This is a genomic window from Glutamicibacter sp. Je.9.36 (assembly GCF_051129975.1).
In the GTDB taxonomy this organism is placed as follows: domain Bacteria; phylum Actinomycetota; class Actinomycetes; order Actinomycetales; family Micrococcaceae; genus Glutamicibacter.
Map to the genome: position 1 here is coordinate 110095 of NZ_JBCPSN010000004.1, position 17714 is coordinate 127808.

Genomic DNA, 17714 nt, shown 5'->3' on the forward strand with positions numbered 1-17714 from the left:
ACCTAGGCGTAGAAGCGGTAGAGGCCGCGGGAGACCACAGCCGGCTTCGTGCCGCCTTCGACTTCGATGACCTGGTCCACTGCAATCTGGTATCCGCCCTTGACCTCTTCCACCTCGGCGATAACCGCCTTCATGCGGATCTTGGAACCCACCGGTACGGGCGAAGGGAATCGAACTTTTTCCAGGCCGTAGTTCACCTTGGTCTTCACTCCGGCGACATCGAAAAGCTCGGTCCAGAACGCAATCTGCAGGCTCAAGGTAAGGTAGCCGTGGGCAATCGGGCCGCCGAAAGGGCCCTCCTTGGCCTTCTGCGGATCGGTGTGGATCCACTGGTGATCATCAGTGGCGTCAGCGAAGGTGTTGACTTGTTCCTGTGTGACCACGCGGTATTCGCTGTACCCCAGGTCCTTGCCCTGGGCGCTGGCGAGGTCTGCGTAATCCAAAACGGTTGGTGCCATGATATTTCTCCTCTAGATGGGTTCTCTGGTTGCTCGAGTTCGCGACTGCCGCTTTAGCGGAATGCGCTGACGCCGGTAATCGCGCGTCCGATAATCAGTGAATTGATCTCGTGTGTGCCTTCATACGAGTAGATCGCTTCGGCGTCGGCATGGTGGCGCGCTACGTTGTTCTCCAGCAAGATGCCGTTGCCGCCGCAGACCTCTCGGGCGAGGGCTGCCGTTTCGCGTAGCATGCGTGCGGTGAACATCTTGGCCATGGCCGAGTTTTCATCGCGGTAGATGCCCGCTTCCTGCTGCTGGGTCAGCCGCACCACCAAAGCCAGGCTCGCGGTGGCGTTGGAGAGCATATGCGCCAGCTTTTCCTGGATCAGTTGGAAGGAACCCAGCGGCTTGCCGAATTGGCTACGGCTGGCAACGTAGTCGCGAGCCGATTCGTACGCGCCGAAGCAAACGCCTGTGGCAATCCATGCGACGTCCGAGCGCATGTTGCGCAGGCAGGCCGCTACGTCGGCAAAGGAGTTGATCTTGGCCAGTCTCGCGCTGGCTGGCACCCAGACATTCCCCAGCTCGATGTCGGCGTTCTGCATAATGCGCAGGCTGGTCTTTCCCGGAATTTTCCTGATTTCCATGCCCGGCGCGTCCGTTGGAACCAAGAAGCATTTGATCTGCGAATCGGCTGCGTCGCGGGCAAATACTGCCAGCACGTCCGCTTGGCCCGCGCCCCCGATCCAGCGCTTCTGCCCATTGATCACCCAGCCAGCCACACCATCGCGTTGCTCCTGCTTGGCCGAGGTGGCTAGCCCTCCGGCAATATCCGAACCGTGTTCTGGCTCGGTCAGGGCGAACACTCCCTTGCAGGCAAAAGATGTGATCCGCGGCTCAAGCACGGCTACCTGCTCCGCACTTCCACCCAGGTTGACGGTGGTCCGGAATAGGCCGGACTGCGCGTTGTAGTAGGTCGCTACGGAGGCATCCATGCGTCCCAGCTCGAAATTGCGGAAGCCCGAGTAAAGCGCGGAAGGCTTCTGACCCGCGGCAAGCACTTCGGCCGGGTTCATCAGATCAGCATCGATCAGCGGTGCCACGATCTGTTCCGGGAATTCTCCGCGTTCCCAATAGTCATCGACTATCGGACCCACATGTTCTGCCAAAAGGGAACGCAAACGGTCCAGGGCCGCACGCTCAGCGTCGGTGAGCAGGTCCTTGAATCCATAGAAATCACTAGTTGCTGCCGGTTGGATCATTCTCCTATCCCCAATACGCGCAGTGCATTGCCTTTCAGGATTCCCGGTCTCACCGAGTCCTTCAACTCCAATTCTGCAAAGGCCCCCAGCCACTTCTCCGGGGTAATCAAGGGAAAGTCCGTGCCGAACAACAGCTTGCGCGATAGCACGTTATTGCCCATCTTCACCAAGGAGCTGGGGAAATACTTGGGGCTCCAACCGGATAAATCGATGTAGACATTGGCCTTGTGCGTGGCAATGGAGTTCGCTTCATCCTGCCATGGAACCGAGGGGTGAGCCATGATGATGACCAGGTTCGGGAAGTCCGCGGCCACATCGTCGAGCAGCAGCGGATTGGAGTAACGCAGCTTAATGCCCCGTCCGCCAGGCAGCCCTGCTCCCATGCCGTTCTGCCCTGTGTGGAAAATGCATGGGAGGCCTAGCTCCTGGAGCTTTTCCCATAGCGGGTAGAACGCTTCATCGCTGGGATCGAATCCCTGGAGCGAGGGGTGGAATTTGAAGCCGCGCACTCCGAGCTGTTCAGCCTGGTACTGCGCATCGCCGATGGCTTCGGCTCCTCGGCGGGGATCGACCGAGCCAAAGGGAATAAGCACGTCATTATTTCGGGCGCAGCCCTGGACCAAGTCCTCAATGGAGTTCGGATCATGCCCGAGCGCGGTGCGTGCATCAACGGTGAACACCACGGCAGCCATGTTCGACTCGCGATAAAGCTGCGCAATGCGATCAATGGAGGGTGTACGCTCCGATGATTTGAAATACGCTGCCGACGCTTCGAAAAGATCCTCTGGCATTGCCTTGTGGCCGCATTCGTCGACTTCAAGGTGCACATGCATGTCGATGGCTTCAAGCGAAGCGAAATCGATGCCCAGTTCATAACGCAAAGTCATAATGATTCCCCCAGTTCCCTACTTGGCTGGTTCCGGGCGCAGTTCTTCCGGAAGTTCCGGGAACTTCTCCCCAACGGACTGCTGGTGGGATCCGAAGCGCGCAGGGAATTCATTGGCCAGCGTTTCATAGTCCCATCCGCCGTCGTGCAGCTCGGTGACCACAGCTTCAGGGTGGCTCCAGACCTGCAGGCGGTCCCCGCCGACTCCAATGGCCTGGCCGTTGATCTCTGCAGCGGCGTCCGAGGCCAGGTAGGCGATCAGGCCGGCCACATCATCTGCGGTGCCAAAGCCCAGATCCTTGCGGAAGAAGTCCGGCATCGCTTCGCCGCGCTCGTCGGCTTCCACGGCAGCTGCAAAGAATGGAACGGTTTTGGTCATTTCGGTGGCTGCCACCGGGATCACTGCGTTGGCAGTAACCCCGGCTCGTTTCATTTCCAGGGCCCAGGTGCGCACCATGCCGACAATCCCGGCCTTTGCCGCCGCGTAATTGCTTTGGCCGAAGTTGCCGCGCTGGCCGGTCGGCGAACCAATTGCGATGATGCGTCCGGAGACATTGTTTTCCTTGAAATACCCGTAGGCCTCCCGCACGCAGGTGAAAGTGCCGCGCAAGTGGACGTTGATCACCAGATCAAAATCTTCGTCGGTCATCTTCAGCAGGGACTTGTCGCGCAGCACACCCGCATTGGTGACCAGAATATCCAGGCGACCGAAGTTCTCGACAGCGCCGGCAACCAGCGCCTTCGCGGCCTCGGTCGAACCTACCGCCGCCGCAACTCCCGCCGCAGTGCCACCGGCTTCGGTAATGGATGCAACCGCAGCATCCACGGCCGCAGGATCGACATCATTGACAATCACCGAGGCTCCCTGACGCGCCAGTTCTTGCGCATAGCTCAGGCCCAGTCCGCGTCCGCTTCCGGTCACGATGGCAACTTTTCCTGCTAGGGACATGAGAACTCCAATTCGTTGAGGTGTTTCAATTGCTCCACTTGGAAGAAAAGTGGGAACCTTGACTACATACATAAGAACTTTAATCCTTGAGAAAGTCAATGGTTTATTTTTTCATGAAAAGTGGAGACAATGAGATGACTAGCAAAATCACCGCCAAATCAGCGAAGGAAGAACGGTTCATGAAATGCGACCTCGTTCAGGAGCTGAACTTCCTAGTGGCGCGCATGCGCTCCCTGGGCTCGGCCCGGGCCAACCATGCGCTGAAGCCACTCGGCCTCAAGGTGCGTTCCTACTCGGTGCTTTCCTTGGCGTGCAGTGACATCATCCCCACCCAACGCGATCTCGCTGAATTTCTCGCGCTCGATCCAAGCCAGATCGTGCCACTGGTGGACGGGCTGGAAACCAGTGGACTAGTCTCCCGAATTCCAGATCCTAGCGACCGCCGCTCCAAGGTGATAGTAGCCACCGCGGCCGGCCGGAAGCTCTACACGCAGGCGCGCAAGATCACCAGGCAAAACGAGGACGAGACCTTGGAAGCGCTAACCCCGCAGGAGCGGTTGCAGCTGCGCGATCTGCTATCCCGGGTAGCGCTGGCTGACGCGGAGTAGCAACCAATTATTCTCATTCATTGAGAACCCGGCTGTCTGCCCGATCACATGCGCCGCATCATGAGGGAAGTTCTTCTTACTTCCTTAGACCAGATGCATCGGTCCGGCAACGCAGCCGGCAGTGCGGCTTCTGGTCCAGACGCTAGCGAGGCAGGTCCCATGGCTCAGAATCCGCGCATTCTCAAGACCAAGGTCGGCATCATCGGCGGCGGTCCAGCAGGGCTCATGCTCTCCCACCTGCTGGCCGCATCCGGCATCGAGAACATCGTCGTGGAAATGCGCGACCACGAGGCCATCCGCAACACCCACCGCGCGGGCATCCTCGAAGCCCAGGCCGTCAAGATGCTCACCGAGTCCGGCGTGCAGGGGCGGGTGCTGACCCACGGCGACGAGCACGCCGGCATCGACCTGCGCTTCAACGGCGAATCCCACCCGCTGGACTTCCGCGATCTGGTCGACGCCACCGTCACCCTGTACGCGCAGAACGAGGTCTTCGTTGACCTGGCCGCGGCGCGCCAGCGCGACCAGGGCGATGTGCGCTACTCCTGCGAAGTCACCGAGATCCTGGACATGGAGACCTCCACCCCGAAGTTCCGCTTCACCGACGAGCAGGGCAATCTCTTCGAGGTGCACGCCGATGTGATCGTCGGCGCCGACGGCTCGCGCTCCTTCGCCCGCCGCCAGATGCCCGAAACACTGCGCAAGGATTTCAAGGTCGCCTACCCCTTCGCCTGGTTCGGCATCCTCACCGAGGCGCCGAAGTCAGCGCCTGAACTGGTCTACGCGAACTCCCCCCACGGCTTCGCGCTGATCTCCCAGCGCAGCGAAACAGTGCAGCGCATGTACTTCCAATGCGACCCGAACGAAGACGTGAATGCCTGGAGCGATGACCGCATCTGGGCCGAGCTGCAAAAGCGCGTGGACGGGCCGGATGGCTTCCAGCTGAAAACCGGCGAGATCTTCGACAAGACCGTGCTGGGCTTCCGCTCCTTCGTGCGCGAACCCCTCTCCCACGGGCGGATGTTCCTGATCGGCGATGCCGGGCACACCGTCCCGCCCACCGGAGCCAAGGGCCTGAACCTGGCCTTCGCCGATGTGAAGGTGCTCTTCGAGGCGCTGGATTCCTTCTTCTCCACCGGCAGCGAGCAGCTGCTGGACGGCTATTCGGACCTGGCGTTGAAGCGGGTCTGGAAGGCGCAGAATTTCTCCTACTGGATGACCTCCATGCTGCACACCCCGGTAGGCGGGGACCCTTTCATGGCCAAGCGCGCCCTGGGCGAACTGGAAACGGTCACCTCCTCGCGCTTCGGCCAGCAGTACCTGGCCGAGTCCTACACCGGCTGGCCCCACGCTTAGCCTTCGCCCTTCCCAAGCATTTCCTCCACCACGCCCGTACGCCCCCTTCGAAAGGAGCACGCAGTGAGCACCGAAACCACAGCTAACGAGTCGTTCAGCGATTCCCCCGTGCTGGACCCCGCAGCCACGACGCTCTCGCAAGAATCCATCAGCCAGGAAATCGCCGATATCCATGAGGCCTACCGCCAGTCGGTGGCCGAGGGCAAGAAAGCCGAGACCCAGCCGCGCATCGACTTCGCGCCCTACCGTTCCTCGCTGCTGCGCCACCCGACCAAGAACCTGCGCCACGTGGACCCGGAAACCATTGAGCTGCACTCCCCGGCCTTCGGCCAGCGCGACGTGCACGCGCTGGAATCGGATCTGACGATCCAGCACAACGGCGAGCCGATCGGCGAGCGCATTGTGGTCGCCGGCCGCGTGCTCGATGGCGACGGCCGCCCGGTGGCCGGGCAGCTGGTGGAAATCTGGCAGGCCAACGCCGCCGGACGCTACATCCACAAGCGCGACCAGCATCCGGCCCCGATCGATCCGAACTTCACCGGCGTCGGACGCGCCATCACCGGCCCGAACGGCGAATACTCCTTCACCACCATCAAGCCGGCACCCTACCCGTGGAAGAACCACCACAACGCCTGGCGCCCGGCGCACATCCATTTCTCGCTGTTCGGCACCGACTTCACCCAGCGCATGATCACCCAGATGTACTTCCCGGGCGACCCGCTGTTCAGCCTCGACCCGATCTACCAGGCGATCACCGACAAGGAAGCGCGCGACCGCCTGGTCGCCAGCTACGACCATTCGCTGACGTCCCATGAATGGGCTACCGGCTACAACTGGGACATCGTACTCACCGGCTCCAACCGCACCTGGATGGAAGATGAAGAGGGAGACCACTAGCATGGCTCAGGCACCAGAACTGAAGCTGGCCCCCACACCGGGTCAGACCATCGGCCCGTTCTACGGCTACGCGTTGCCCTATGAGAAGGGCAATGAGCTGGCCAGCCAGGCCCATCCCCGTTCGGTGCGCCTGCACGGGATGGTCTATGACGGCAACGGCGAGGCCATTCCGGACGCCCTGCTGGAAATCTGGCAGGCCGATGAGAACGGCAATGTCGTTTCCCGCGATGGCTCGCTGGTCCGCGACGGCTACACCTTCACCGGGTGGGGACGGGTGGCGGTGGATAACGCCGGGCACTACACCTTCACCACCGTGAACCCGGGCGCTACCGAAGAGGGCAAGGCCCCGTTCATCATGCTCGCGGTTTTCGCCCGCGGCCTGCTCAATCGCCTGTTCACCCGCATCTACCTGCCGGAGAACACCGAAGCGCTGGCTAGCGACCCGTTGCTGTCATCGCTGGGCGAAGCAGAACGTGCAACGCTGATTGCTGCTCGCGAAGACGACGGCTCGCTGCGCTTCGATATCCGCCTGCAAGGCGAGAACGAAACGGTGTTCCTCTCCTACCCGCGCGAGAGCTAGTTGCCACCGCGACACCCCGCTGGATTGCCCCAGTGCCCGCACTGTTACGGGCGTTGGAGCACCCGGCGGGGTGTTGCCCGTTGCCGGGCACTACAGTTCTAGATAGACGGCTTATACGCTCAACAGCTAAGAATCGAGGCACCGAATGGATGGCGCAGACTACGGCGTGCTGGCCCCCGCCTGGGCAGGAACTGCGGCCGCGTCCCTGGCCAGCGATGCGTCTTTCGTCCAAGCCATGCTGGATGCCGAAGCCGGATGGGTGCAGGTCCAGGCGGATGCCGACCTGTGCAGCGTCCAGGATGCGCAGGCCGTGCGCGAGGTGGCCAGCGTGGACCGCTACGACCTGGCCTTGCTGGCCTCCAGGACACCGGATGGGGCCAATGCGCTCATCCCGCTGCTGGGCATGATGCGCGACCTGCTCAAGCACGACGGGGCCGCGGCAACTGCGGGCACCGCGTTGCACCGCGGTGCCACCAGCCAGGACATCATCGACACCGCGCTGATGCTGGTCCTGTCCAAGACGCTCACGCTCACGCTGGCAGATCTGCGCAGCACCGCTGGCGGGTTAGCTGCCCTGGCGCAGGCCCACCGCGGGACCGTGTGCATTGCCCGCTCGCTGACCCAGCATGCGCTGCCCACCACCTTGGGCTGGAAAGCGGCCAGCTGGCTCTCGGCCGTGCTGGATGCCGAGCAGCAGCTGGATGCCGCGGCGCGGCAGCTGCGCTTGCAGTGGGGCGGTGCGGTGGCCACGCTTGCCTCCCTGGAGCAGCTGCTCTCCGGCCAGCCGCAGACAACGGCCACAAGCCAGTCGCTGTCCTCGGATTTGGCGGCCCTGCTGGGCCTGGAGGATCCGGGAACGCCCTGGCACACCAACCGCATGCCGATTCTCCAGCTTGGCTCCGCACTGGGTGCGGCCATTGCCGCGCTGGGGACCTTGGGCGCTGATGTGCTCACCGCCGCCCGTCCGGAAATCGGCGAGCTGTCCGAACCGCGCGAGGCCGGCAAGGGCGGCTCCTCGGCCATGCCGCAGAAGCAGAACCCGGTGCGCTCGGTACTGCTGCGCAATGCGGCATTCAGCGCCCCCGGATTGCTCTCCACCCTGTTCACCGCTGCCGGCAGCGCGGTGGATGAACGCCCCGATGGCGGCTGGCACGCCGAATGGAGTGCCCTGCGCGAACTGGCCCGACTGGCCTCAGGGGCGGCATTCCACGCTTCGTTCCTGGCCAACGGCCTGGGCGTGGATCGCGCTGCCATCGAGCGGAACCTCGCCCTGGGCGGAGATGCCGTGCTCTCCGAGCGACTCGCTGCCGCCCTGGCTGACCTGGTGGTCGGCGGAAAACCGGCCATCCAGGCCTTGGTGCGCCGCAGCCTCGACGAGGGCATTTCCCTGCGCGATCTGCTGCGCCTGGAAATCTCCGTGCATGACTTGAACGACCAGGACCTCTACGAATTATTTGATCCAGCTGGCTACCTCGGTGCCGCGGATCGCTTCACCGAAACCGTACTCGCCGATTACTCGGCACGGAAGGAATCATGGCAGTCCCGCAACTAACCCCCTCCTTGCTGCACACCGACAAGGCACTTCCCACCCTCATCGTCGGCCCCTCGCTGGGCACCGCGGCCCTGCCGCTGTGGGCCCCGGCCTTGCCGTACCTCAAGGACAAGTTCCAGGTCATCGCCTGGGACCTTCCGGGGCACGGCGAAAGCAAGCCGTCCACCGACGCGTTCTCGCTGGCCGAACTGGCTACGGGGGTCACCAAGGCCGTCGAGGCGCTGCGTGCCGACGGCGTCATCTCCGAGGGCAGCAAGCTGTACTACGCCGGGGTGTCGGTCGGCGGGGCCACCGCCCTGCAGCTGGCCGTGGACCACGCCGGCTTCTTCGACGCGTTGTCCTCCATCTGCTCTGCGGCGAAGATCGGCACCCCCGAAGGGTGGACCGACCGTGCCGAGCTGGTCGCCAAGGCCGGCACCCCGACCATGGTCGCCGGTTCTGCCGAGCGCTGGTTCGCACCGGGATTCATCGAGAAGGAACCGGTGATCAGCACCGAGCTGCTGCACAGCCTGCAGGACGCTGACCGCTTCGCCTACGCCCACGCCTGCGGTGCCTTGGCAGGATTCGACGTGCGCGGGCAGCTGGCTTCAACCAGCGACCCGATCATTGCCATCAACGGCGCACAGGACCAGGTGTGCCCTCCGGCAGACGCGGAGTTCATCGCAGAAAATGCACCCCGCGGAACCATGGCGGTCATCGATTCGGCCGCCCACCTGGCCCCGGCCGAAGCCCCCGAAGAGACCGCGGCCTTGCTGGCCGAGTTCTTGCTGGCCAACTAGAAGCGAGGACCTGCAGAAATGGCTGATTCACCGCGCCTTCCCGGCGATACCTACGATGCCGGCATGGAGGTACGCCGCCAGGTGCTGGGCAACGAGCACGTTGAGCGTTCCACCACGAACTCGAATGAGTTCACCGACGAATTCCAGGAAATGATCACCCGCTACGCATGGGGCACCATCTGGACCCGCGACGGCCTGCCGCGCACTACCCGCAGCGCCATCACGCTGACCGCAATGATCGCCGGCGGCTACTGGGAAGAACTGGAAATGCATGTGCACGCGGCCCTGCGCAATGGCATGGCTCCCGAAGAAATCAAGGAAGTCTTCTTGCAATGTGCCATCTACTGTTCTGTTCCGGCGGCGAACGTGGCGTTCAAGATCGGCAAGAAGGTGCTGGAGGAGTACGCGGCAGCCGAAGGCCAATAGCGGTGGCACCGCGCCGCTAGCGGCGCGCCTCCGCGGCTTGCCGGATCGAGTGCAGCAGGGCCCACGGGACGATGCCGCTGGTGCGCGGGTTGCGTGGCGAGGGGTGGTTCTTGATCGAGAAGCTGTACTCGCCGGCTGGGCCGCGCGCCTCGATGCGGTGCTCGGTCAGGCCTGCCTCCGGGTCGGCGATCAATCTGGCTGTCACCGCATCCCAATCCCCCACAGCCAACGCCACCGCCGCGGCCACATTCAATGACTTCGGGAAGTCCTGGGCCGCTGCCGCGGCTGGACCGCGAAATACCTCTACGGGTCCGGCGGCCTGCTCCAATTCACGGCGCCGCTGCGCATCCATCCACGGCTGCACCAAGGTGGCTGGCAGCTTGCGCGTCGTCACCAGCACCTGGTCGATGCCGCCCATCCGGGCAGCCGCGCCCAGCAGGTCCAATCCGCCGATGGCCCCGGCAGTGCTGGACAAGCGTCCCGGTCCGGCGGCCTGCACTTGCGCGGCGAACTCCGGGTCAGCCAGCGCTCCCATGGAACTGGCCAGCAGGTCAACCCCGGAGGCCAGGATGCGCACCGCATTCTCGCGCAGGGCTTGCTGGCCCGCGCATTCGACCACCAGGTCGCAGCGCTCCAGGGCCGCCTCCCAGCTCAGCTGCTCATGCTCCAGCCCGGCTTGCGGACGGCGCAGGATCACCCCTTCAAGCTGGGCACCGTGCACCGTCCCGGCTGCCAGCTGCTCCGCCACCACGGAGCCGATCGCCCCGTGGCCCAGTATTCCCACCCGATACATGCTGCCCGTGGCCATGCCCGTCCTGTCCGAAAAGATCGATGTAAGCTACCGCCAGCTTAGGCCAGCTCGCAGGCTCGGCACGAACTGCCAGCTGGCCAGGGTGCGGGCCGTTGCCGCTAGTGCCGGGAAGCGGTCGAATGGTCCGTGCGTTCCATGAGCCGGGAGACGCCATATCCGATGAGGATGCCCCAGAAGGCGGCATGGATGTTGAACAGGTCCAGGCCGGAAATGGTCACCACGAACGTCACGAGGGCGCCCAGGGTGAATTTGGTGGCGAAGGCCGTCACAAAGGCCTGCTGCAGGGCCTTGAGCATGGCGATGCCTCCCAAGGCCAGCACGAAAGCCTCCGGGGTGGCCAGCATGAAGCGCGTCAGCGTTGGAGCGAACAGGGCGAAGAGCAGGGACAGGAAGCCATAGACCACCGCTGCGGTGTACTGGCGGTGCTTTTCGCCAGATGATGCGAGCAACGCGTTGGTTGGCCCGGTGACGCAGGCGGACACCGCACCGAAGCAGGCATTAAGGATCGAGAACCCGCCCGAGGCCAGCGCAAAGGCATTGACCGGGGGACGGTGCCCGGCAGAGCGCAGCACCGCGACACCCTGGCCGTTCTGCACGATCAGCACGGTGATAGCCAACGGCACCACCAGTTCCAGCTGCGCAGCCCAGCTGAATTCCGGAGCGGTGAACACCGGGGTGGCCAGCACGGGCCCGCCAGCTGCGCCCAACGCGAACTGGCCGCTGGCGGCCACCGCGATGACCCCGGCGATCAGCGTGCCCAGCACCGGGGGAATTCTTCTGCCCAATGCCGGCACCGCAGCGAGCAGGATGAAGACCAGCACCATGGGGCCGGCCACCACCGGGTTGGCTTGGGTGGACGAGACGATGTCGGTGCCGAAGCGCAAGAAGACCGCGGCCACCATGGCCATCACAATCGGCATGGGTATGGCCGCCATGATCCGGCGCACCACCCCGGTAGCGCCCAAGGCCAGGACCAGCACCCCGGAGACGAAGAACGCCCCGACCACCTCGGGGAAGGACAGGTGCTGCAGCGAAGGGCCCAGCAGCACCGTGCCGGGGATGGACCAGGCGAATCCCAGCGGCTGGCGGTAGAGCAGGGACATCACGATGGTCGCCAACCCGGCGGAGAGGAAGATCCCGCAGACCCAGGAAGCCATCTCGGCCTGGGACAGCCCGCCAGCGGCACCCACCGCAAGGGTGACCGCGATGGGGCCCGAAGCGGAGAAGACCAGCCCGATCACACCATTGCTGGCATACACCCCGCCCACGTCGCGCAGCAGGTCGCGGATCCCGGCAGGCCGCTGCTCGGCCCGCTCCAGCAGCGGTTCGCGTGGTGCTCGCGCAGCTGCTGGAGCCGATTCGCGGGTGGGCAGGTTATCGGCGGGTCCGGGCATGTGCGCTCCTGGGCGATGGTGGCAGTGGCATTAATAGTCCACCACCATTGCACGGCTCCAGGGGCCGTGGGACGTGGCGCATTGATCCGGGGTATGGCAGTCCTAGGATAGTTCGGGCTGCTGGCTGCCACTGCACGCAGGGCTAGGATAGGACCGGGGCGATGCGGCCCGCGGATGAAAGGAATGCAGGGATGAATTCCAATACCGAGCTCGGCGAATTCCTCAAGGCACGGCGGGCCCTGGTCAGCCCGGCAGGCGATGGCGGTCCCCGGCGACGCGTGCCTGGCCTGCGCCGCGAAGAGGTTGCGGTCTTGGCCGGCGTGAGCACCGACTACTACACCCGGCTGGAACAGGGCCGGCACAAGCGCCCTTCCGAATCCGTGCTCGGCGCGTTGGCCAAGGCCCTGGAACTGGATGAGACGGCGGCCGGGCATTTGTTCAATCTGGCCCGCTCGGTCTCCGGTTCCGGGCGCAACAACCCGTCGAGCAGCATCCAGCGGGTACGCCCGTCGTTGCATCAGCTGCTGGATTCCTTCACTGGGCATCCGGCCTTCATCCGCGGACGGCGTACCGAGGTGCTGGGCATGAATGCGCTGGCCGCCAGCCTGCTCACCGACTTCCTCGCCAAGCCGGTGCGCCACCGCAGCCTGATCCGCTGGGCCTTCCTGGATCCCGAAGCCAGGCAGCGCTACGCCGACTGGGAGCAGATCGCCGCCTCGATGGTCGGCACCTTGCGCCTGGATGCCGGGCGCCATCCACATGATCCGCTGCTCGCGCAGCTGGTCGGAGAGCTGTCCATGAACAGCGAAGAATTCCGCACCTGGTGGGCCGATCACCGGGTGGTCGAGCGGCGGGACGGGATCAAGCGGTTCAACCATCCCCAGGTGGGCTATCTGGAGGTCAACTACGAGGCCTTGGACGTGACCGGGGCACCAGACCAGACCCTGTTCATCTACACCACCGAGCCGGGCTCGGACTCCGAAGCGAAGCTGCGCGATCTGGCCGCGCTGCTCAACGGCCAGGGACCGGCGCCCGAAGCCTAGTTGCGTGCTGGGATCAGCGATTTGCCGAGCCAGCTGCGCTCCAGCTCGTTGAGCGGGCGCGACGAGACGCCATCGGCTGCCAGCGGCACCATGACCGTGGTCGAGTCGAATACCGGCTGCCCGTCCTGGTAGCCGATGCCCCGCACGGTGAAGGACTTGTTGCCCAGCCGGCTGATGCCCATGCGGATGAGCATCTCGGGCTGGTAGTACAGCGGGCGCAGGTAGTCGATCTGGATGGATGCCACGACGGTGCCGAATTCGAAACGGCCTGTTGTCCCGTCCTCGCGCGTCCAGCGGATGCGGGCTTCTTCCATCAGGGTCACGATGCGCGCATTGTTCACATGTCCCAGGGCGTCCTGGTCCGACCAGCGCAGCTGCAAGATGACTTCGGTAGCCGCGGCCAGTTCATCGTTTGTCGTTTCACTCATGGAACCCATTGCACCAGAAACCCGGGCTGGCTACTGCGCCCGTGACGGCTCATGAACTTGGGTCATTGCCAGCAGGCAACCACCGTGCATCCTCGTTGTTGGCGTCCAGGCAGATCCATTCCCGGGCCGGCCCGTAGCACCGCAGCTCATCGGTGAACCAGAAGGCCTGGTCCGGGTCCCACCCGGCAATCACGCTGGCGTATTCTTCATCGATGTCGAGGCACTGGCCGGCGAGCGCCAGATAGGCGCCGATACCCAGATGCACCCCGTCGTAATCGCGCGCCACGGCCAGCCAGTCGGGGATCTTCCATGCGCCGTCGCGCCCGGTGGCCATGTACCAGTCGTGGCGCTTGTGCGCGGTGACCTCGATGCCGTGCTCGCGGCAGAGCCGGATCCAGTCCTCGGCCGTGGCGATCTCCAGCACCTTGGCTGCGGGAGGCACGCTGGCGGCCCTCACGCTGGCTTGCTCCCATCCGAAACCGTCTTCCACGCAGCTCAGGCCCACTGGCTCCCGGTCTGGGAACACACCGGTAGTGGAGGGCAGGCGGCTGCTGGGCTTGGACCACCATTCCCCGCTGAAGCTGCCCAGCGGGGTGCTGCTCATTTCGGCGGCATCGCGGGCTTCGGTCGCCAGGATGCCGGCCCTCCACTCCTGCAGTAGGCCCAGGACATTGCTGCCGGGAGCCTGCGATCTGCCCTGCGGGTCATGCTGGTCGAATTCGACCTGGAATTGGTTGTGCAGATCCACGGGGTCCAGCCACCCCGCCGCGAGCCCGCTGTCCGCCAGATGCCGGGCCACGCGCTCAAGCGGCGCGGACAGTTCCGGCAACGCCAGCAGGGTGTCTTCCCCATCCGGTTCCTGCCAATAGCGGGCACTGTCGACCGAGCGGACCAGCGCTTGCTGCAGCAGCGCTGCGGTGACCGGCACCAGGGTGGTGCCGTCAAGGTGCCGGGCGATCTGCTGGACGCTGGTTTCGGGCATGCTGGATTCATCCGCGCCAAACAGGCCAACGCTTTCGCCGCGTTCTACCGCCACGTGATACGCGGCGTAGAACATCGCCGCATGCAGCGGATGCTCCCCGAACGCCGGTAGCAGTTTCTCTTCGCTGGCAGTGGCGAACTCCCACAACAGCCTTCGCCCGCGCGCGCCTGCCATGAGCGCCTGCACTAGTTCCATCCGCGCCACTTCATTTCACTGGTTCGAAAACAGTAAATCCCGCCAAGACAGTCGATAACTATTTACGGGATCGATTATTAGACATTACCTGAGCAGGGGTTGCAATTCACCTGCCATTGGCACCGTGGAAGACGGCCGGCCAAGGGGCAGGCAGATTGTCCCCACCCGGAGGAACGTTCGTGAAAATCTTCGCTCGACCCGGCAAAACCAATCATCTCACCCCACTGCATCTCACCGCCGGAAGCCTAGCTGCCATTGCAGCTTCCACCGCATTCATCGGCGCCACCCCGGAACTCGAGGCAGTGCCGGCAGCCAAGTCCGCCGCGGACTGGAGCTCCTCGGCCTACCGCGGGTCAGTCGAGGTGATCCCGGCAGGAACTGGCCGCAGCGGCACCGCGCAAGAGACGCTCGACGGAGTGGTCTTCGAGGATCGCAACAAGAACTCCACGCAGGATGCCAACGAGCCTGGCCTACCGAACGTCACGGTTTCCAACGGCCGCGACGTCGTGGCCACCGATGGGCAGGGACGCTACGAGCTTCCGGCCTACAACAACATGACCGCGTTCGTCACCCAGCCCCGGGGCTTCCAGGTTCCGGTCGACGACGACAACGTCGCCCAATTCTTCTACACCCACCTGCCTGAAGGCTCCCCGGACCTGAAGTACGACGGCATCGCCCCGACCGGGCCGCTGCCCGAGGCGGTCAACTTCCCGCTGGTGGCCAGCAGCGCCACGCAGTCGCCCGAGCAGAGCTGCGTCATCGGTGCCGATGTGCAGACCTATACCCAGCAGGAAGTCGACTACGCCAGGGAAGGCGCTTTCGCCGATCTGGCGGCCCGCACCGACTACACCGGCTGCGGCGCCTTGTTCATCGGCGACCTCGTGGGCGATGACCTGACCTTCTTCCACCAGACCCGCGAACTGTCCTCCATGCTCAACGGTCCGGCCCGGTTCCTGCCGGGCAACCACGACATCGACTACGACTCGCTGGACGGGCAGCACGAGTACGATTCCTTCCGCGCCCAGTTCGGTCCGGAATACTACTCCTACGACACGGGCAAGACTCACGTCATCGCCCTGAGCACCATCGATTACCCGACTGCGGTTCCGGCCAAGAAGAGCGACTACACCTACGATCTGGGCAAGCGCCAGCTGCAGTGGCTACGCGCGGACCTGGCCGAGGTACCCAAGAACAAGGCCATCGTCCTGGCCGGGCACAGCCCCCTGCTGGAGTTCTTCTACAGCGACGAGCATTCCACCAAGCAGGTCCGGGAGATCTACGAGCTGCTGGAAGGACGCGAGGTCGTTTCCCTGGGCGGGCACACCCACATGTCAGAGAACCTGCGCGCCGGGGACCTGATGGATGGCTGGCGCGACGAGGTCGGCGAGGCAGGCCTGCCGTTCACGCACCTGACTGTCCCGGCCATTTCCGGGCAGTGGTATGACGGACGGGTTACCGAGAACGGCTACCCGACTTCCATCCAGCGCGACGGGACCCCTCCGGGAGTGCTCACCTTGGACATCAAGAACACCAAGATCACCGAGCGCTTCACCGTGACCGGCGGGGATGCCAGCAAGCAGATGTCCCTGGGCTTGAACACCCCGGCGTACCGGCAGTGGTACGAGGAGAATCTGGAAAAGGAGCGCGGCACGGTTCCGGCCCTGGATGACCCGCTGGCGGTGAGCCGGCAGGGATTGGCCAAGGACACCTGGCTGACCACGAACTTCTGGATGGGCAGCACCGGCTCCGCTGTCGAGGTCTCCATCGACGGCCAGGACCCGGTTGCGGCCGAGCGGACGCAGAAAATGGCCGGCGAACGCCCGCTGTCAGGCGCCGAGTACTCGGATCCGGCGGCCATCGCCGAGCAATTCGTCCATGGTGGCGGCTTCGCCGAGAAGACCAGCCACCTGTGGCGCTTGGAACTGCCAGATGATCTCTCCGTCGGGGCGCACACCGCCACGGTGACTGCCACCGACGTGCATGGGCGTTCTTTCACCGAGGAATTGGATTTCACGGTCATCGGGTAGCGTCACCCTTCGAGCTGGTGCCTGCATGATGCAGGCACCAGCTTTTTATTACGGCCCGCAGTGGGACAGCATCGGCTGCAGGTGCCTAGGATGAAGCCATGCGCATTGCAATCCTGGATGATTACCACAACGTGGCCCGCTCGCTGGCCGATTTCGACGGCCTCGCCGCCGCCCTGGACGCTGAAGTCACGGTCTTCACCGAGCACCTGGGCCACGAGGACAGCACCGTCGTCCAGGCGCTGCAGCCCTTCGACGCCATCGTCGCCATGCGCGAACGCACGCCTTTCCCGGCCGCCCGGCTCAATGCCCTGCCCAACCTGAAGCTGCTGGTCACCACCGGCCGCCGCAACGGATCCATCGACCTGCAGGCTGCCAAGAACCAGGGCATCGTGGTCAGCCACACCGGCTACGTGGCTACCGATGCCGCCGAGCACACCTGGGCGCTGATCCTCAGCGCCGCGCGCCGACTGGACGTGGAGCTGTTTTCCGCGGACCGCCCGCTGGCGGCTGGCTCGGGCTGGCAGACCACTTTCGGACTGGGCCTGTCCGGCAAGACCCTGGGCGTCTACGGCCTGGGGAATCTGGGAGCGAAGGTTGCGAAGGTCGGCTTGGCCTTCGGCATGCGGGTCATCGCCTACAGCCAGAATCTCACCAAGGCCCGCGCCACCGAAGTGGGCGTAGAGCTGGTCTCCGAAGCCGAGCTGTTCTCCACCAGCGACATCGTGACCGTGCACCTGAAGCTCTCGGAGCGCAGCACCGGGGTCATCGGACCCAAGCAGCTGGCTTGGATGCGTCCCGATTCCATCCTGGTCAACACCTCGCGCAGCAGGATCGTGCAGACCGACGCGCTCATCGACGCGCTGGACAGCCGGCAGCTGCACCTGGCAGCGGTGGATGTCTTCGACGTGGAACCGCTGCCGGCCAAGGACCGGCTGGCCGCTACCCGGGGCGTGATTGCCACCCCGCATATCGGCTATGTGACCATCGAGCAGTTCGAGATGTTCTACCGCGACGCGGTGGAAGACATCCGCGCGTGGGCTAGCGGCGCAACGATCCGGGTGCTGGCCTAGGTACCCGGGGACGCTGCACACTGCTGAAC

General features: G+C 64.3%; 18 protein-coding genes. 10 read left to right on the forward strand and 8 right to left on the reverse strand.

The window, feature by feature from the left end:
• Nucleotides 1-2: 2 nt before the first annotated feature.
• The 4 genes from AAZQ98_RS11445 to AAZQ98_RS11460 are packed head-to-tail and all read right to left on the reverse strand — an operon-like array spanning nucleotide 3 to nucleotide 3537.
• The gene (locus AAZQ98_RS11445; RefSeq protein WP_434692364.1) at nucleotides 3-458 is read right to left on the reverse strand and encodes a MaoC family dehydratase; all 456 of its coding nucleotides are present in this window, start codon (nucleotides 456-458) and stop codon (nucleotides 3-5) included.
• Nucleotides 459-511: 53 nt separating this feature from the next.
• Entirely contained in the window at nucleotides 512-1702 is a 1191-nt protein-coding gene (locus AAZQ98_RS11450; protein ID WP_434692366.1) for an acyl-CoA dehydrogenase family protein, read from the reverse strand.
• On the reverse strand, nucleotides 1699-2589 hold the full coding sequence (locus AAZQ98_RS11455) for an amidohydrolase family protein (protein ID WP_434692368.1): 891 nt from the start codon (nucleotides 2587-2589) through the stop codon (nucleotides 1699-1701). The genes AAZQ98_RS11450 and AAZQ98_RS11455 overlap by 4 nt, the downstream gene beginning before the upstream one ends.
• Before the next feature lie 18 nt (nucleotides 2590-2607).
• Nucleotides 2608-3537 (reverse strand): SDR family NAD(P)-dependent oxidoreductase, encoded by a 930-nt coding sequence (locus tag AAZQ98_RS11460; RefSeq protein WP_434692371.1) that lies wholly within the window; start codon nucleotides 3535-3537, stop codon nucleotides 2608-2610.
• A gap of 134 nt (nucleotides 3538-3671) precedes the next feature.
• Between AAZQ98_RS11460 and AAZQ98_RS11465 the strand changes: the two genes are divergently transcribed.
• From AAZQ98_RS11465 to pcaC, 7 genes are all read left to right on the forward strand, one after another.
• Nucleotides 3672-4145 carry a MarR family winged helix-turn-helix transcriptional regulator gene (locus AAZQ98_RS11465; RefSeq protein WP_434692374.1) on the forward strand — a complete coding sequence of 158 codons (474 nt, stop codon included), beginning with the start codon at nucleotides 3672-3674 and terminating at the stop codon, nucleotides 4143-4145.
• 159 nt (nucleotides 4146-4304) lie between these two features.
• Nucleotides 4305-5501, forward strand: coding sequence for a 4-hydroxybenzoate 3-monooxygenase (locus AAZQ98_RS11470; RefSeq protein WP_434692376.1), 1197 nt, complete (start codon nucleotides 4305-4307; stop codon nucleotides 5499-5501).
• Nucleotides 5502-5564: 63 nt separating this feature from the next.
• Complete coding sequence (pcaH, locus tag AAZQ98_RS11475) at nucleotides 5565-6398, forward strand: protocatechuate 3,4-dioxygenase subunit beta (protein ID WP_434692377.1); 834 nt, start codon at nucleotides 5565-5567, stop codon at nucleotides 6396-6398.
• A gap of 1 nt (nucleotide 6399) precedes the next feature.
• Complete coding sequence (gene pcaG, locus AAZQ98_RS11480; RefSeq protein ID WP_434692380.1) at nucleotides 6400-6978, forward strand: protocatechuate 3,4-dioxygenase subunit alpha; 579 nt, start codon at nucleotides 6400-6402, stop codon at nucleotides 6976-6978.
• A gap of 145 nt (nucleotides 6979-7123) precedes the next feature.
• On the forward strand, nucleotides 7124-8530 hold the full coding sequence (locus tag AAZQ98_RS11485; RefSeq protein ID WP_434692382.1) for a lyase family protein: 1407 nt from the start codon (nucleotides 7124-7126) through the stop codon (nucleotides 8528-8530).
• On the forward strand, nucleotides 8512-9309 hold the full coding sequence (locus AAZQ98_RS11490; protein ID WP_434692385.1) for an alpha/beta fold hydrolase: 798 nt from the start codon (nucleotides 8512-8514) through the stop codon (nucleotides 9307-9309). The genes AAZQ98_RS11485 and AAZQ98_RS11490 overlap by 19 nt, the downstream gene beginning before the upstream one ends.
• 18 nt (nucleotides 9310-9327) lie before the next feature.
• Entirely contained in the window at nucleotides 9328-9735 is a 408-nt protein-coding gene (pcaC, locus tag AAZQ98_RS11495; RefSeq protein WP_434692388.1) for a 4-carboxymuconolactone decarboxylase, read from the forward strand.
• A gap of 16 nt (nucleotides 9736-9751) precedes the next feature.
• Here the strand turns inward: pcaC and AAZQ98_RS11500 are convergent, their stop codons facing one another.
• A complete protein-coding gene (locus tag AAZQ98_RS11500) occupies nucleotides 9752-10543 on the reverse strand; it encodes an aspartate dehydrogenase domain-containing protein (protein WP_434692389.1) in 792 nt (263 codons plus the stop codon).
• 101 nt (nucleotides 10544-10644) lie between these two features.
• A complete protein-coding gene (locus tag AAZQ98_RS11505; protein WP_434692392.1) occupies nucleotides 10645-11940 on the reverse strand; it encodes a benzoate/H(+) symporter BenE family transporter in 1296 nt (431 codons plus the stop codon).
• A 191-nt stretch (nucleotides 11941-12131) separates the two neighbouring features.
• On the opposite strand from AAZQ98_RS11505, the gene AAZQ98_RS11510 reads away from it, so the two are divergent.
• The gene (locus AAZQ98_RS11510; RefSeq protein WP_417364404.1) at nucleotides 12132-12983 is read left to right on the forward strand and encodes a helix-turn-helix transcriptional regulator; all 852 of its coding nucleotides are present in this window, start codon (nucleotides 12132-12134) and stop codon (nucleotides 12981-12983) included.
• On the opposite strand, the gene AAZQ98_RS11515 is transcribed toward AAZQ98_RS11510, so the two are convergent.
• Together AAZQ98_RS11515 and AAZQ98_RS11520 are read right to left on the reverse strand one after the other, a co-directional pair.
• Nucleotides 12980-13411, reverse strand: coding sequence for an acyl-CoA thioesterase (locus AAZQ98_RS11515; RefSeq protein ID WP_434692394.1), 432 nt, complete (start codon nucleotides 13409-13411; stop codon nucleotides 12980-12982). The two genes, AAZQ98_RS11510 and AAZQ98_RS11515, sit on opposite strands and share 4 nt — an antisense overlap.
• Nucleotides 13412-13460: 49 nt before the next feature.
• Nucleotides 13461-14588 carry a hypothetical protein gene (locus AAZQ98_RS11520; RefSeq protein WP_434692397.1) on the reverse strand — a complete coding sequence of 376 codons (1128 nt, stop codon included), beginning with the start codon at nucleotides 14586-14588 and terminating at the stop codon, nucleotides 13461-13463.
• A 179-nt stretch (nucleotides 14589-14767) separates the two neighbouring features.
• On the opposite strand from AAZQ98_RS11520, the gene AAZQ98_RS11525 reads away from it, so the two are divergent.
• Both AAZQ98_RS11525 and AAZQ98_RS11530 read left to right on the forward strand, forming a co-directional pair.
• The gene (locus tag AAZQ98_RS11525; protein WP_434692399.1) at nucleotides 14768-16615 is read left to right on the forward strand and encodes a calcineurin-like phosphoesterase C-terminal domain-containing protein; all 1848 of its coding nucleotides are present in this window, start codon (nucleotides 14768-14770) and stop codon (nucleotides 16613-16615) included.
• A gap of 98 nt (nucleotides 16616-16713) precedes the next feature.
• Complete coding sequence (locus tag AAZQ98_RS11530) at nucleotides 16714-17685, forward strand: D-2-hydroxyacid dehydrogenase family protein (RefSeq protein WP_434692401.1); 972 nt, start codon at nucleotides 16714-16716, stop codon at nucleotides 17683-17685.
• Nucleotides 17686-17714: the final 29 nt, after the last annotated feature.

Excerpts from the sequence above, each read along its gene's own strand:
- AAZQ98_RS11460 (WP_434692371.1), bottom strand. The coding sequence starts at position 3,537 with ATGTCCCTAGCAGGAAAAGTTGCCATCGTGACCGGAAGCGGACGCGGA.
- AAZQ98_RS11455 (WP_434692368.1), bottom strand. The coding sequence starts at position 2,589 with ATGACTTTGCGTTATGAACTGGGCATCGATTTCGCTTCGCTTGAAGCC.
- AAZQ98_RS11515 (WP_434692394.1), bottom strand. The coding sequence starts at position 13,411 with ATGAGTGAAACGACAAACGATGAACTGGCCGCGGCTACCGAAGTCATC.
- AAZQ98_RS11505 (WP_434692392.1), bottom strand. The coding sequence starts at position 11,940 with ATGCCCGGACCCGCCGATAACCTGCCCACCCGCGAATCGGCTCCAGCA.
- pcaG (WP_434692380.1), top strand. The coding sequence starts at position 6,400 with ATGGCTCAGGCACCAGAACTGAAGCTGGCCCCCACACCGGGTCAGACC.
- pcaC (WP_434692388.1), top strand. The coding sequence starts at position 9,328 with ATGGCTGATTCACCGCGCCTTCCCGGCGATACCTACGATGCCGGCATG.
- AAZQ98_RS11485 (WP_434692382.1), top strand. The coding sequence starts at position 7,124 with ATGGATGGCGCAGACTACGGCGTGCTGGCCCCCGCCTGGGCAGGAACT.
- AAZQ98_RS11490 (WP_434692385.1), top strand. The coding sequence starts at position 8,512 with ATGGCAGTCCCGCAACTAACCCCCTCCTTGCTGCACACCGACAAGGCA.
- AAZQ98_RS11500 (WP_434692389.1), bottom strand. The coding sequence starts at position 10,543 with ATGGCCACGGGCAGCATGTATCGGGTGGGAATACTGGGCCACGGGGCG.
- AAZQ98_RS11510 (WP_417364404.1), top strand. The coding sequence starts at position 12,132 with ATGAATTCCAATACCGAGCTCGGCGAATTCCTCAAGGCACGGCGGGCC.
- AAZQ98_RS11450 (WP_434692366.1), bottom strand. The coding sequence starts at position 1,702 with ATGATCCAACCGGCAGCAACTAGTGATTTCTATGGATTCAAGGACCTG.
- AAZQ98_RS11530 (WP_434692401.1), top strand. The coding sequence starts at position 16,714 with ATGCGCATTGCAATCCTGGATGATTACCACAACGTGGCCCGCTCGCTG.
- AAZQ98_RS11445 (WP_434692364.1), bottom strand. The coding sequence starts at position 458 with ATGGCACCAACCGTTTTGGATTACGCAGACCTCGCCAGCGCCCAGGGC.
- AAZQ98_RS11520 (WP_434692397.1), bottom strand. The coding sequence starts at position 14,588 with ATGGAACTAGTGCAGGCGCTCATGGCAGGCGCGCGCGGGCGAAGGCTG.
- AAZQ98_RS11470 (WP_434692376.1), top strand. The coding sequence starts at position 4,305 with ATGGCTCAGAATCCGCGCATTCTCAAGACCAAGGTCGGCATCATCGGC.
- AAZQ98_RS11465 (WP_434692374.1), top strand. The coding sequence starts at position 3,672 with ATGACTAGCAAAATCACCGCCAAATCAGCGAAGGAAGAACGGTTCATG.